We start from the raw sequence: 12,459 nt of genomic DNA, 5'->3' as shown, positions 1-12,459 counted from the left end.
TCAGCCCCCTGCAATTGCTTGGAAGAGAAGAATAGTATCGCCATCATTGATAAAATGTGTTTCCCAATTTTCACGGGGAACAATGGTTTCATTGATAGCAAGCGCCACACCAATTGGTGGTTGCTCTAACTGAATAAGGAGCTGACAGATGGTGACAGGCATATCCAGAGAATATTGTTCGTCATTTACGGTGATGTTCATGCTACCCCTCGACAAACAGGACATGTTTTTGATGGTGTTAAACGCAAAGTACTCCAATTTTGTTTTCTACCATCGAAAAGGCGAAGTTTTCCACTCAGAGAGCAGGGTAAACCAGAAAGCAATTTAATTGCTTCAAGTGCCTGAAGTGTGCCAATTACACCCACAACAGGACCTAGAATTCCAGCTGTTTTGCAGTTTCTTTGTGGTTCAGTTTCATCAGGATACAGGCAGTGATAACAGCCATAAGTAAAAGGAGGTTCAAACACCATAAGCTGGCCACTAAACCCTACGGCACTGCCACTGATAAGTGAAGTTTGCTGTGCGACACAAGCACGGTTAATCGCTTGGCGTGTAAGCATGTTATCTGTGCAATCTAAAACTAAATCGACCTCTTTAACTAATTTATATAATGAATCATCATTAATACGTTGTTTATAAGAGGTAATTTTTATATCCGGATTTAATGCAAGGAGAGACTGCTTTGCGACCTCTGATTTTGCATCAGGAATATCTTGGGTACGATAAAGAATTTGACGCTGTAGATTAGAAACATGTAACTCATCATCATCAACTAAAATAAGTTCGCCAACACCTGCACCAGCAAGATAAAGAGAAGCAGGAGAGCCTAATCCACCCAGACCGACAATTAAGACTTTAGCGCATTGAAGTTTATTTTGACCTTCTAAGCCAATATCTTCTAACATCACTTGTCGGCTATAACGCATAAAATCATTATCATTTAGCATGATGGTTTTCCTTCTACTAATTCTAATAATTTACGAGTCACTTGTTGCCAATCTGGTGCTTTTGTTATTGCACTGACTAAGGCAACACTCCCAACACCAGTTGCAACAACATCAGGCACTCTTTCTAGTGAGATCCCACCAATAGCAACAGTGGGAAAATCAGGAGTCTGTTCTACTTGATGTTTGAGTGCTTTCAAACCTTGAGGCTTAGATGGCATCTCTTTTGTTGTGGTTGGAAATATATGCCCTAATGCGATGTAAGATGGGTATAACGCTTTTGCTTTTTGTAATTCCGCTTCATCGTGAGTGGAAATACCAAGGCGTAATCCTGCATGTTTAATAGCATTAAGGTCAGCAATATCAAGGTCTTCTTGACCAAGGTGAACACCATAAGCCTGATGTTTAATGGCGAGTTGCCAATAATCATTGATAAACAGTCTTGCGTGATACTGTTTACCTAGTTTTATCGCCTCAATGATCTCTTGTTCAACGTCTTCTGGCTGTTTATCTTTTATACGCAATTGAAGTGTGGTAACGCCTGTTTTTAACAGGCGTTCTATCCATTCAATAGAATCAACAACGGGGTAAAGCCCAAGCTTTTTTTCTGTTGATGCAAACGGTGTGTTAGAGGATTTGTTCATTTTCAGTCACCTCAACACTGGCGATTTCTGCACCGTGGTATAATTCACTGCCGTGCTCTTTAAAGGCTTGAGACATTTGTTCCATACCAGCTGCATAATCACGTACTTCTTGCGTTATCTTCATTGAACAGAATTTAGGACCACACATTGAGCAGAAGTGAGCCACTTTACCTGATGCTTGAGGCAAGGTTTCGTCGTGATATTGACGTGCGGTTTCAGGATCAAGCGCTAAATTAAATTGATCTTCCCATCTAAACTCAAATCGCGCTTTTGACATTGCATTATCACGAATTTGAGCGCCAGGATGTCCTTTAGCTAAATCGGCAGCATGAGCAGCGATTTTGTAAGTAATAAGGCCTTGTTTTACATCTTCTTTATTTGGTAAGCCAAGGTGTTCTTTTGGCGTAACATAACAGAGCATTGCACAACCAAACCAGCCAATCATTGCTGCACCAATACCTGATGTGAAGTGATCGTAACCTGGTGCAATATCCGTAGTAAGAGGGCCTAATGTATAAAAGGGTGCTTCATGACAATGCTCTAATTCTTCTGTCATATTGCGGCGGATCATCTGCATTGGAACGTGGCCAGGGCCTTCTATCATGACTTGCACGTCATATTCCCATGCAATTTTTGTTAGTTCACCTAATGTATGTAACTCAGCAAATTGTGCTTCATCGTTTGCATCTTGAATTGAACCGGGTCTTAACCCATCGCCCAGTGAAAGGGAAACATCATAAGCGGTACAAATTTCACAGATTTCACGGAAATGTTCGTAGAGGAAATTTTCTTTGTGATGTGATAAACACCATTTCGCCATTATTGAACCGCCACGAGACACAATACCGGTTAGGCGTTTTGCCGTCATTGGCACATAACGTAACAATACACCTGCATGAATAGTAAAGTAATCAACCCCTTGCTCTGCTTGCTCAAGTAACGTATCGCGGAACATTTCCCAAGTGAGATCTTCAGCAATACCGTTAACTTTTTCGAGTGCTTGATAAATGGGAACTGTGCCGATAGGAACAGGGCTATTGCGAATGATCCACTCACGCGTTTCATGAATGTAACGGCCTGTTGACAGATCCATTACGGTATCTGCACCCCAGCGTGTAGACCAAATTAGCTTTTCAACTTCCTCTTCAATCGAAGACGTTACAGAAGAATTTCCGATATTGGCATTCACTTTCACTAAGAAATTACGCCCAATAATCATCGGTTCTGATTCTGGGTGATTAATATTGGCGGGAATAATGGCTCGACCAGCGGCAACTTCTTGGCGCACAAATTCAGGCGTAATATTGTCAGGGAGATGAGCCCCAAAGCTAAAGCCTGCATGCTGTTGGCGTAAAACTTCGCTACGAATTCTCTCGCGCCCCATATTTTCACGAATCGCAATAAACTCCATTTCAGGTGTGATAATACCTTTTCGAGCATAATGCAATTGCGTCACGCTTTTCCCCTTTAGCGCTTTTTTAGGGCTTGGTTTTAACGGGAAACGCAGATGCTCTAATCCTGCATCAGAAAGACGTTGTTGCGTGAAATCAGAGCTTAAGAGTGAAAGTGCTTCAGTATCGTTACGCTCATCAATCCATGGTTGGCGTATTTTTTTTAAGCCAAGATTAACGTCGAGTTGAGAAGCTGGATCGCCATAAGGGCCAGAAGTGTCATATACGGGAACTGGTTCATTATCTTCAAAAACAGGGTTTTCTTTTGATCCGCCTACCAATGTTTTATCAAGCTGGATCTCACGCATTGGTACTTGAATATCGCTACGAGAGCCTTCAAGGTAAATACGTTTTGAATTTGGGAAACTTACGCCTTGAATGGTGCTAATAAACTCTTGAGCAGCATCACGCTGTTCTTTTCGTGGGCGTTGTTTGTTGTTTGTTGGTGAAATATCTTTAACGGATATAGTTTGATTTTGGGACATAGCATTTCCTAATAAATATCATGCAGGCTAATCGCCTGTCGGGTGAATATTGAGAAAAATGCTTGTCTGGAGGTCGCAGGGAGTATCGACAGATAGGTGTATATGGGAGTGTAAAAATATACGCAATAAAGCTATCAAAAGGTCGAATCACTCTTGTTCCCTTCGCGGGTATTAACCCGATCAGGTTCCGCGGATCCCGAATTAACGGTCTCAGCCTGTGTTTATAATAGCCTTATAAACACTAGGCACTCCGACAAGAAGAACTCCAGTATATGAAAGATTTTGAAAACTACAAGTCTGACATGGGTTATTTATTTAAATTCCAATGTTGCTGTTTCCAGTTTTTCATGTGTGAAATTTGAGCTAACTGTTCATCTGGATTGATAACTGTGACGTTATCAGCTTGATAACACAATGGGAGGTCATTAGCAGAGTCAGTATAGAAATAAATATAAGTATTGTTAATGTTATTGGCTTCTTTCCATTGATTTAGACGCTGCACCTTTCCTTCTCGAAATGTAGGTGTACCTTCAATATATCCAGTGTAATAATTATCTTTAATTTGCATATCAATGCCCATTGAAATATCTGCATTGAGTTGTTTTGCAATAGCGTGAACGAGAAAAGACATTGTTGCTGAAATAATTATAACAGGAATATTTTGCTGTCGATATTGTGTAATTATTGATATTCCTTCTGGGTAAAATAGTGGCTGAACTTTTGTTTCAGTAAAGTCATTAACCCAATGATTTATTTTGTTTATATCATGATGTTTAAAATAAGATAAATGTTGATAAAGATATTGATTTATATCCAATTTTTCAGCGTAATAGTCTGCAATCATCTGCTCATCTAGTTTTAGGAAATGAGGATCAGTGACTATTTTTTTATCCCATAAATAGCGTGTCCATAAACGACTAGAATCACCCGCTAAAAGCGTTTCATCTAAATCAAAAATCGCAATTTTATTTTGGGTTTTATCTATCATGCTAGTATTCCTTTATTATAAATATAATTTATAAAATTCCTTTTTGAATGTTAATAAATTATAGAGAATAATCATAATACATTGAGAGGGTCTAACTAAAGAGAGTATCCTCTATTCTATATCATTATTTTGGATAGAATGGTCGTTATGCATTTATATACATTAACAGGCTCAGAAAAGGGCTGGTGGACAGTCAGTCTTGGTGGGCGAGTGTGGTTGCCTAAAGGTGAACTTCCGTTTGGTTTAGCTAAAGATTGGGATCTCATTGGTCAGCACGCTAAAATTGTGGGTGAATGGCAAGGTGAAACAGTTTGGCTTATTCATGGAAAAATGGATAACGATATGTGTTCACCAAGGCTTATCGCCTCACAAGATGAAAACTTATTTAAATTAGTCGGCCGTGGTGTCCAACTGGCTGAGTTTTATCGTTCTCACCGTTTTTGTGGTTATTGTGGTTCTAAAATGCGCCATAGCGAGAGTGAATGGGCGTGTTTATGCGATAACTGTCATGAACGTTATTATCCACAAATTGCCCCTTGTATTATTGTGGGTATTCGTCATGAAGATAAAATTTTACTCGCACATCATGTTAGGCATAAACATTCCCCGCTTTATACTGTGCTCGCTGGTTTTGTTGAGGTTGGTGAAACCTTAGAAGAGGCCGTCGCTCGTGAAGTATTTGAAGAAAGTAATATTCGTATTCGTAATATTCGCTATGTATCTTCTCAGCCTTGGCCGTTCCCTCATTCTTTAATGATGGGCTTTTTAGCTGATTATGATGGTGGTGAGCTACGTCATGATCCTTCTGAATTAACCAGTGCGGCTTGGTATCGTTACGATCAGCTACCACAGATCCCACCGCCAGATACTATTGCGCGACGCTTGATAGAAGATACGATAGCGAATATTAGACAAGATAAAGAAAAGAACTAAATAAAGGCGTTGTCTGCCAACAGTTATTTTTCCAGCATGTTACAATGCATGCTATTTTGCGGCCCTATTACTGTTAATGGAGTTAGTCATGAGTGAGTTGAAAAACGACCGCTATTTACGTGCGCTGTTGCGCCAACCTGTTGATGTCACCCCAGTTTGGATGATGCGTCAGGCAGGCAGATATCTTCCTGAATATAAGGAAACACGGGCACAGGCGGGGGATTTCATCTCATTGTGCAAAAATACAGAATTGGCATGCGAAGTGACATTACAGCCTTTAAGACGCTTCCCTTTAGATGCCGCTATTTTATTTTCTGATATTTTAACTATTCCTGATGCTATGGGATTAGGTCTTTACTTTGAAACGGGTGAAGGCCCTCGTTTTAAATCACCAATAAAGAGTCTTGCCGATATTCAAAAACTGCCAATCCCTGATCCTGAAGATGAACTTGGCTATGTAATGAATGCAGTACGTGCAATTCGTCATGCATTGCAAGGCAGTGTGCCATTAATCGGTTTTTCGGGGAGTCCTTGGACGCTGGCAACCTATATGGTGGAAGGTGGAAGTAGTAAGGCCTTCACAAAAATTAAAAAAATGATGTACGCAGAGCCACAAGCACTACATCTATTACTGGATAAACTCGCAGATAGCGTTATCCTTTATCTGAATGCTCAAATTAAAGCGGGTGCACAATCCATCATGATCTTTGATACATGGGGTGGTGTGCTAACAGGGCGTGATTACCAACTTTTCTCATTACACTATATGCATAAGATTGTTGATGGTCTTATCCGTGAATATGATGGAAGAAAAGTGCCAGTTACTTTATTTACCAAAGGTGGCGGTCGCTGGCTAGAAGCGATGGCGGCGACAGGTTGCGATGCATTAGGGCTAGATTGGACGATTGATATCGAAGATGCACGTCGTCGAGTGGGGGATAAAGTTGCGCTACAAGGTAATATGGATCCTTCTATGCTGTATGCACCACCTGCCAGAATAGAACAAGAAGTCGAAACTATTCTTGCTGGGTTTGGTAAAGGCAACGGTCATGTCTTTAATCTTGGGCACGGTATTCATCAAGATGTTCCACCTGAACATGCTGGTGCATTTATTGATGCGGTTCACCGTTTATCGAAGCCTTATCATCAGGATAATGATTAATACCCAACAATTACGTCAGGAGCAGACAGAAAAAGCTCAACAAATTATTTTGACAGACCAATTTACAATGCCTACTTATATTGCTGGCGCTGACGTTGGTTTTGAAGATGGTGGCGCAGTCACTCGCGCTGCCATCGTGATAATGCATTATCCTTCTTTTAAAATTCTTGAATACCAAATCGCGCGAATACCTACAACTCTTCCTTACATCCCAGGTTTGCTTTCATTTAGAGAGTGTCCAGCGTTATTGACTGCTTGGCAATTAATCAAACAAAAGCCTTCTCTTATTTTTGTCGATGGGCAAGGTATTGCTCATCCTAGAAGGCTGGGGGTTGCCAGCCATTTTGGTTTATTAGTGGATACACCGACTATTGGTGTAGCAAAAAGTCGTTTATGTGGTATTGATAAAGCAGTCAATGAAGAAATGGGAAGCTATGAGCCATTAATGGATAAGAATGAGCAAATAGGGTGGATTTATCGCAGTAAGAAAAAATGCAAACCCCTGTATATATCTCCGGGTCATAAAGTGAGTATGGAAGGCGCTTTGCAGTGGGTTGAGATGTGTATGAAAGGGTATCGATTACCAGAACCAACGCGTTGGGCTGATGGTATTGCTTCAAATAGGCGATTATTTGAGCAATTGAATAAGAATAAGCTCTAAATGACCGGGAAATATGTGGATATTTTTAATTTTCAGGTAAACTGCGCCTAAGTTAAGAAAATGAGTAATCACGAATGTTGAAGAACCCAATCCATTTACGTTTAGAAAAGCTAGAGGCTTGGCAACACCTGACGTTTATGGCGTGCCTGTGTGAGCGAATGTACCCAAATTATCAGGTATTTTGTCGCGAAACAGGATTTGCTGATCCAACGCTTTATCGCCGTATTCTCGATCTGGTTTGGGAAACTTTAACGGTGAAAGATGCAAAGGTTAATTTTGATTCTCAATTAGAGAAATTAGAAGAAGCGATCCCTGATGCATCTCAGTTTGATATTTATGGTGTCTATCCTGCGATTGACGCCTGTGTTGCGCTTAGTGAAATTGTTCACTCTCGTTTAAGCGGTGAATCGTTAAGTCACGCTATTGAAGTGAGCAAATTATCAGTAGGGACAGTTGCTTCACTTGAAATGACACAAGCAGAAAGAGAAATGAGTGAAGAAGAGCTTAGATCGCTACCTGCTGTTATTGAAGAATTCGATATCCAATGGGAAATTTACCGTCTACTTGTAGAGTGTGAAGAAAGAGATATCGAGCTGATTAAAGGTCTACGTGCAGACCTTCGTGAAGCAGGAATGAGCAATATCGGTATAGAATTAACGCACTAAATCAGAAAAACGTGATTTAGTGCTTGAAAAGCGACGTTTAAAGACTTCACATCACCCCCGTGTATGTTCTACATTGGGTACGAAAAGAAGTGGCTCAGGTGTTTTACTTAATTCATCTTTTTAAAAAGATAAGTTAAGTTTTTTCACCAGATGTTTTTCAAACGATAAAACATACTTTAAGGACTATTTTATGAACAAAGCTGAATTAACCGAATCAGTTGCTGAAAAAGCGGATCTGACAAAAACTCAGGCAAAAGCTGCTATTGAAGCGTTTATCGACTCAGTAACAGGAGCTCTGAAAGAAGGCGATTCTGTACAGTTAGTTGGTTTCGGTACATTCAAGGTAAATCACCGTGCTGAGCGTACTGGTCGTAACCCTCAAACTGGTAAAGAAATTAAAATTGCAGCAGCTAACGTTCCTGCATTTACTGCCGGTAAAGCACTGAAAGACGCAGTAAAATAATTCCTTTGAACGGAATGAACAATAGAGGGGGATTTACTCCCCTTTTGTTGAAACGACAGGGGCTGTTAGCAATAGGATCTGCTTTTTTGCTCAGCGCCTGCTCTTCTACTGTGCAACTCCCTGAATTTTCTGCAACAGGTTATATTGCAGACGAAGGTGTTGTACGTCTATGGCGTCTAAATAATAAAACGTCAGAACCTCAAGTGATCATGAGTGTTTATAGCTTTTATAAAAAGCCAGAAACTGTCATCACATTTTATGAGTATCGCCAAAATAAACTTTGGCAAATCCGCTCTGAAGTTATTAATCGTAACGATCCTTCATCTTGGCACCTTCGTTTAAACAAACGTGGTGAAGTTATTTTCATGCAACAAGAAAGCCAGAAGCAAAAACGCGCGTTAACAGAAGATGAACGTTTAAGAATGGTATTTGCTGCAAATAAAGAGCGTGAAATCAGTGAAGCACTTACTATTGGAAAAGTGAACTTAGTACAGGGTGTCTGGTATCAAAATACAATGACAACATGTGCTGGTGAGAAAGTGAGTGTTTCATTTGAAGGCCCAGAGCAACGCTGGTTAAAAACAAGGACACGTAATTCAAGTAAACCTTCTTATGTTGCTTGGCTTGATTCACCAGAAGGTAAACAGTTGCTTATGGTAGCCGACCATGATTTCTGTAAATGGGAGCCAACAAAAGAGAGCTTGTGATCACTCCCTTCTGCTGTATTTAGTCACTTACTTCTTTAAACGTGCAATTGCACGATAGCCAATATCATGGCGATAAAAACTTCCATCCCAATGAATACTTTTTGCTAAGGCATAAGCATTTTTTTGAGCTTGTTCGATATCATCACCTAATGCAGTTGCACATAGTACTCGCCCGCCGGCAGTGACTACCTCGCCTTTGTCATTGAGTGTTGTTCCCGCTTGAAATATTTTTGCAGTTGTTGATGATGTCGGTGTTAATCCTTCGATAACATCACCTTGGCGATAATCAGCAGGATAGCCGCCGGCTGCAATCACAATTCCTAAAGCTGGACGAGGATCCCAAACAGAATCTTTATCTTTTAAATTGCCTTTTGCTCCAGCTAAACAAAGCTCAACTAAGTCAGATTGCATACGCATCATAATAGGTTGGGTTTCTGGATCGCCAAAACGACAGTTAAATTCGATAACTTTCGCAACGCCTTGTTTATCAATCATTAGTCCAGCATAAAGAAAACCCTGATAACGATGACCTTCAGAAGCCATGCCTTTTACTGTTGGGTAAATGATTTTTTCCATTACTTGCTGGTGGATCTCATTAGTGACAACGGGGGCAGGTGAGTAAGCGCCCATCCCACCAGTATTAGGACCAGTATCACCATCACCAACACGTTTATGATCTTGACTTGTTGCCATTGGAATAACATGTTCACCATCAACCATGACAATAAAACTGGCTTCTTCACCATCAAGAAATTCTTCAATAACAATGCGATGCCCAGCATCTCCAAAGGCATTACCTGCTAGCATATCTTTTATGGCATTTTCAGCCTCAGATTGCGTCATTGCAACAATAACGCCTTTACCTGCGGCTAAACCATCGGCTTTAATAACAATCGGCGCGCCTACTTTATTGAGATACTCAAGTGCTGGTGCTATTTCTGTAAAATTTTGATAATCCGCAGTTGGGATTTTATGACGGGCTAAAAAATCTTTTGTGAAGGCTTTAGAACCTTCTAATTGAGCCGCTCCTTTTGTTGGACCAAAGATGGTCAGCCCCGCTTCTTTAAATGCATCGACAACACCAATAACCAGTGGTGCTTCTGGGCCTACGATAGTTAAATCAATTTGATTTTCGAGGGCAAAAGCGACCAATGTAGGAATATCTGTTGCACTAATAGCCACATTCTCAACACCATTTTCTAATGCTGTACCTGCATTACCGGGGGCAACAAAAACCTGTGTTGCAAGCGGTGATTGAGCCACTTTCCATGCTAAAGCGTGCTCACGACCGCCATTACCAATAATCAAAATCTTCATATCAATACCCTATTAATGACGGAAGTGACGCATATTGGTGAAAATCATTGCGATGTTGTGTTCATTAGCCGCGGCAATCACTTCATCATCACGAATTGAGCCACCAGGTTGAATAACACAAGTCACACCGGCAACTGCTGCCGCATCAATGCCATCTCTGAATGGGAAGAATGCATCTGAAGCCATCGCGCAACCTGCAACTTCTAAACCTTCATCAGCAGCTTTTATACCTGCAATTTTTGCAGAATACACCCTGCTCATTTGTCCTGCGCCAATACCAACTGTCATATCGTTTTTAGCGTAAACAATGGCATTTGATTTTACGAATTTAGCCACTTTCCAGCAGAAGAGTGCATCTTTAAGTTCACGTTCACTTGGTTGGCGTTGAGTAACTACTCTTAAGTTTTCTTCTTTAACCATGCCTAAATCACGATCTTGCACTAAAAGCCCACCGTTAACTCGTTTGAAGTCAAAAGCAGGTTTTGGCTCTTGCCACTGGCCACAAGCTAATACCCGAACATTTGGTTTCGTTTCTAAAATTGGTAGTGCATCTTCATTAATAGAAGGAGCAATGATCACTTCAACAAATTGACGTTCGATGATTGCACTAGCTGTTTTTGCATCTAAAGGCCGATTGAATGCGATAATGCCACCAAATGCAGAGGTTGGATCAGTTTTAAATGCATTGTCATACGCCTGTGTGAGCGTGCTCGCAATAGCTACACCACAAGGGTTTGCATGTTTCACAATAACACATGCAGGCTCGGAGAATGATTTCACACATTCTAATGCGGCATCAGTATCAGCGATGTTGTTATAAGAAAGCGCTTTGCCTTGTAATTGGTTTGCAGTAGCAATAGATGCTTCTTCTATATTCTCTTCTATATAGAAAGCAGCTTGCTGATGAGCATTTTCACCATAACGCATATCTTGTTTCTTTATATAGTTCAGATTTAAGGTACGAGGGAAAGTACCTGATGGTTGTGAAGTATCACCATAATAAGGTGCAACCTTCTGACCAAAGTAGTTAGCAATCATTCCGTCGTAAGCCGCTGTGTGTTCAAAGGCTTTAATCGCCAAATCAAAACGGGTATCTAAAGTAAGGCTATTTTCGTGATTATCCATTTCTTCAATCACTCTTTCATAGTCATTACTATTTACTACAATCGTAACGTCTTTATGATTTTTCGCTGCTGAGCGAACCATTGTTGGTCCACCGATATCAATATTTTCAACGGCATCTGCTAATGAGCAATCAGGGCGAGAGACTGTTTTAGCAAAGGGATAAAGATTCACTACGACCATATCGATAGGACGGATCTCATGTTCTTCCATTATTGCATCGTCTTGGCCACGGCGGCCTAAAATGCCACCATGTACTTTAGGGTGTAGCGTTTTTACCCTGCCATCCATCATTTCTGGGAAACCGGTATAATCGGAAACTTCGATAACAGGTAAGCCAGCTTCTGCTAATAGACGTGCAGTTCCACCTGTAGATAATAGTTCTACGTTTCTTTCAACAAGCGCTTTAGCAAATTCTAAAATACCTGCTTTATCAGACACACTTAAAAGCGCACGGCGGATAGGACGAAGATGTTGCATGAGTTTTATCCCTTGGGTTTTTGGTATAACGGTAGTAATGATGAAGTTAAATCACATTAATACAGTGAAATTGTGTTTGCTTAACTAACATTTCAGAAGATGGACACAAAATCAATCTTACTTAATAAGCCCTCATAATAACGCAAACGATTGCGTTTGACATGCTAATTTTATGTAAAAAGGAAGGTTGTGGATAAAATTGTTGATAAGTGCGTATAACTAGGGGTTTTGCTGTGGAATTAAGCAAACGATTTTTTTTCTTAAAAAAACTATTGCCAGCCTCAGAAAACTCCCTATAATGCGTCCTCGTTGTCACGGCACAGGGCGCTAAGCGAACTGACTGAGAGAACAAAAAATAAAGTGAAAAGCCTTGAAAATAAACGCTTGACACTGAATGAGGAAGATGTAGAATGCATCTCCTCGCAACAACGCAGAAG

At 40.5% G+C, this 12,459-nt stretch carries 13 protein-coding genes and 1 riboswitch; of the genes, 6 read left to right on the top strand and 7 right to left on the bottom strand.

Annotation, left to right across the window (positions count from 1 at the left end; translation table 11 throughout):
• The 5 genes from thiS to H1225_RS14160 form a co-directional block, all read right to left on the bottom strand.
• Positions 1-201, bottom strand: coding sequence for a sulfur carrier protein ThiS (gene thiS / locus H1225_RS14180; RefSeq protein ID WP_006534717.1), 201 nt, complete (start codon positions 199-201; stop codon positions 1-3).
• Complete coding sequence (locus H1225_RS14175; protein WP_072064755.1) at positions 198-947, bottom strand: HesA/MoeB/ThiF family protein; 750 nt, start codon at positions 945-947, stop codon at positions 198-200. Before H1225_RS14175 ends, thiS begins: the two co-directional genes overlap by 4 nt.
• Complete coding sequence (thiE, locus tag H1225_RS14170) at positions 941-1,588, bottom strand: thiamine phosphate synthase (RefSeq protein ID WP_109399071.1); 648 nt, start codon at positions 1,586-1,588, stop codon at positions 941-943. The genes H1225_RS14175 and thiE overlap by 7 nt, the downstream gene beginning before the upstream one ends.
• Positions 1,572-3,524, bottom strand: coding sequence for a phosphomethylpyrimidine synthase ThiC (gene thiC, locus H1225_RS14165; RefSeq protein ID WP_109848573.1), 1,953 nt, complete (start codon positions 3,522-3,524; stop codon positions 1,572-1,574). Before thiC ends, thiE begins: the two co-directional genes overlap by 17 nt.
• A gap of 140 nt (positions 3,525-3,664) precedes the next feature.
• A riboswitch (TPP riboswitch) is annotated at positions 3,665-3,787 on the bottom strand.
• 44 nt (positions 3,788-3,831) lie between these two features.
• Positions 3,832-4,512 carry an HAD family hydrolase gene (locus tag H1225_RS14160; protein WP_239739204.1) on the bottom strand — a complete coding sequence of 227 codons (681 nt, stop codon included), beginning with the start codon at positions 4,510-4,512 and terminating at the stop codon, positions 3,832-3,834.
• A 147-nt stretch (positions 4,513-4,659) separates the two neighbouring features.
• Between H1225_RS14160 and nudC the strand changes: the two genes are divergently transcribed.
• From nudC to H1225_RS14130, 6 genes are all read left to right on the top strand, one after another.
• Complete coding sequence (nudC, locus tag H1225_RS14155) at positions 4,660-5,445, top strand: NAD(+) diphosphatase (protein WP_072065049.1); 786 nt, start codon at positions 4,660-4,662, stop codon at positions 5,443-5,445.
• 88 nt (positions 5,446-5,533) lie between these two features.
• Positions 5,534-6,607: a uroporphyrinogen decarboxylase gene (gene hemE, locus H1225_RS14150; RefSeq protein WP_072064749.1), complete on the top strand. Its 1,074-nt coding sequence runs from the start codon at positions 5,534-5,536 to the stop codon at positions 6,605-6,607.
• Complete coding sequence (gene nfi, locus H1225_RS14145; protein WP_109848574.1) at positions 6,600-7,268, top strand: deoxyribonuclease V; 669 nt, start codon at positions 6,600-6,602, stop codon at positions 7,266-7,268. The genes hemE and nfi overlap by 8 nt, the downstream gene beginning before the upstream one ends.
• A gap of 74 nt (positions 7,269-7,342) precedes the next feature.
• Positions 7,343-7,933, top strand: coding sequence for a YjaG family protein (locus H1225_RS14140; RefSeq protein WP_006534730.1), 591 nt, complete (start codon positions 7,343-7,345; stop codon positions 7,931-7,933).
• Positions 7,934-8,123: 190 nt separating this feature from the next.
• Positions 8,124-8,396 carry an HU family DNA-binding protein gene (locus H1225_RS14135; protein WP_004246922.1) on the top strand — a complete coding sequence of 91 codons (273 nt, stop codon included), beginning with the start codon at positions 8,124-8,126 and terminating at the stop codon, positions 8,394-8,396.
• Positions 8,397-8,440: 44 nt separating this feature from the next.
• Positions 8,441-9,103: a DUF1481 domain-containing protein gene (locus H1225_RS14130; protein ID WP_229096609.1), complete on the top strand. Its 663-nt coding sequence runs from the start codon at positions 8,441-8,443 to the stop codon at positions 9,101-9,103.
• A gap of 27 nt (positions 9,104-9,130) precedes the next feature.
• Here the strand turns inward: H1225_RS14130 and purD are convergent, their stop codons facing one another.
• Together purD and purH are read right to left on the bottom strand one after the other, a co-directional pair.
• Positions 9,131-10,420, bottom strand: a complete 1,290-nt coding sequence (gene purD / locus H1225_RS14125; protein ID WP_006534733.1) for a phosphoribosylamine--glycine ligase — start codon at positions 10,418-10,420, stop codon at positions 9,131-9,133.
• Between the two features lie 12 nt (positions 10,421-10,432).
• Entirely contained in the window at positions 10,433-12,022 is a 1,590-nt protein-coding gene (gene purH, locus H1225_RS14120) for a bifunctional phosphoribosylaminoimidazolecarboxamide formyltransferase/IMP cyclohydrolase (RefSeq protein WP_006534734.1), read from the bottom strand.
• Positions 12,023-12,459 lie beyond the last annotated feature (437 nt).

The sequence above is a fragment of the Proteus penneri genome (assembly GCF_022369495.1).
GTDB classification, from domain to species: domain Bacteria; phylum Pseudomonadota; class Gammaproteobacteria; order Enterobacterales; family Enterobacteriaceae; genus Proteus; species Proteus penneri.
Note: the sequence above shows the minus strand (reverse complement) of the source record. Positions and strands in the feature narration are given on the sequence as shown.

What these genes read in the sequence shown, in the direction of transcription:
- thiS (WP_006534717.1), bottom strand. Translation starts at nt 201, where the DNA reads ATGAACATCACCGTAAATGACGAACAATATTCTCTGGATATGCCTGTC.
- H1225_RS14175 (WP_072064755.1), bottom strand. Translation starts at nt 947, where the DNA reads ATGCTAAATGATAATGATTTTATGCGTTATAGCCGACAAGTGATGTTA.
- thiE (WP_109399071.1), bottom strand. Translation starts at nt 1,588, where the DNA reads ATGAACAAATCCTCTAACACACCGTTTGCATCAACAGAAAAAAAGCTT.
- thiC (WP_109848573.1), bottom strand. Translation starts at nt 3,524, where the DNA reads ATGTCCCAAAATCAAACTATATCCGTTAAAGATATTTCACCAACAAAC.
- H1225_RS14160 (WP_239739204.1), bottom strand. Translation starts at nt 4,512, where the DNA reads ATGATAGATAAAACCCAAAATAAAATTGCGATTTTTGATTTAGATGAA.
- nudC (WP_072065049.1), top strand. Translation starts at nt 4,660, where the DNA reads ATGCATTTATATACATTAACAGGCTCAGAAAAGGGCTGGTGGACAGTC.
- hemE (WP_072064749.1), top strand. Translation starts at nt 5,534, where the DNA reads ATGAGTGAGTTGAAAAACGACCGCTATTTACGTGCGCTGTTGCGCCAA.
- nfi (WP_109848574.1), top strand. Translation starts at nt 6,600, where the DNA reads ATGATTAATACCCAACAATTACGTCAGGAGCAGACAGAAAAAGCTCAA.
- H1225_RS14140 (WP_006534730.1), top strand. Translation starts at nt 7,343, where the DNA reads ATGTTGAAGAACCCAATCCATTTACGTTTAGAAAAGCTAGAGGCTTGG.
- H1225_RS14135 (WP_004246922.1), top strand. Translation starts at nt 8,124, where the DNA reads ATGAACAAAGCTGAATTAACCGAATCAGTTGCTGAAAAAGCGGATCTG.
- purD (WP_006534733.1), bottom strand. Translation starts at nt 10,420, where the DNA reads ATGAAGATTTTGATTATTGGTAATGGCGGTCGTGAGCACGCTTTAGCA.
- purH (WP_006534734.1), bottom strand. Translation starts at nt 12,022, where the DNA reads ATGCAACATCTTCGTCCTATCCGCCGTGCGCTTTTAAGTGTGTCTGAT.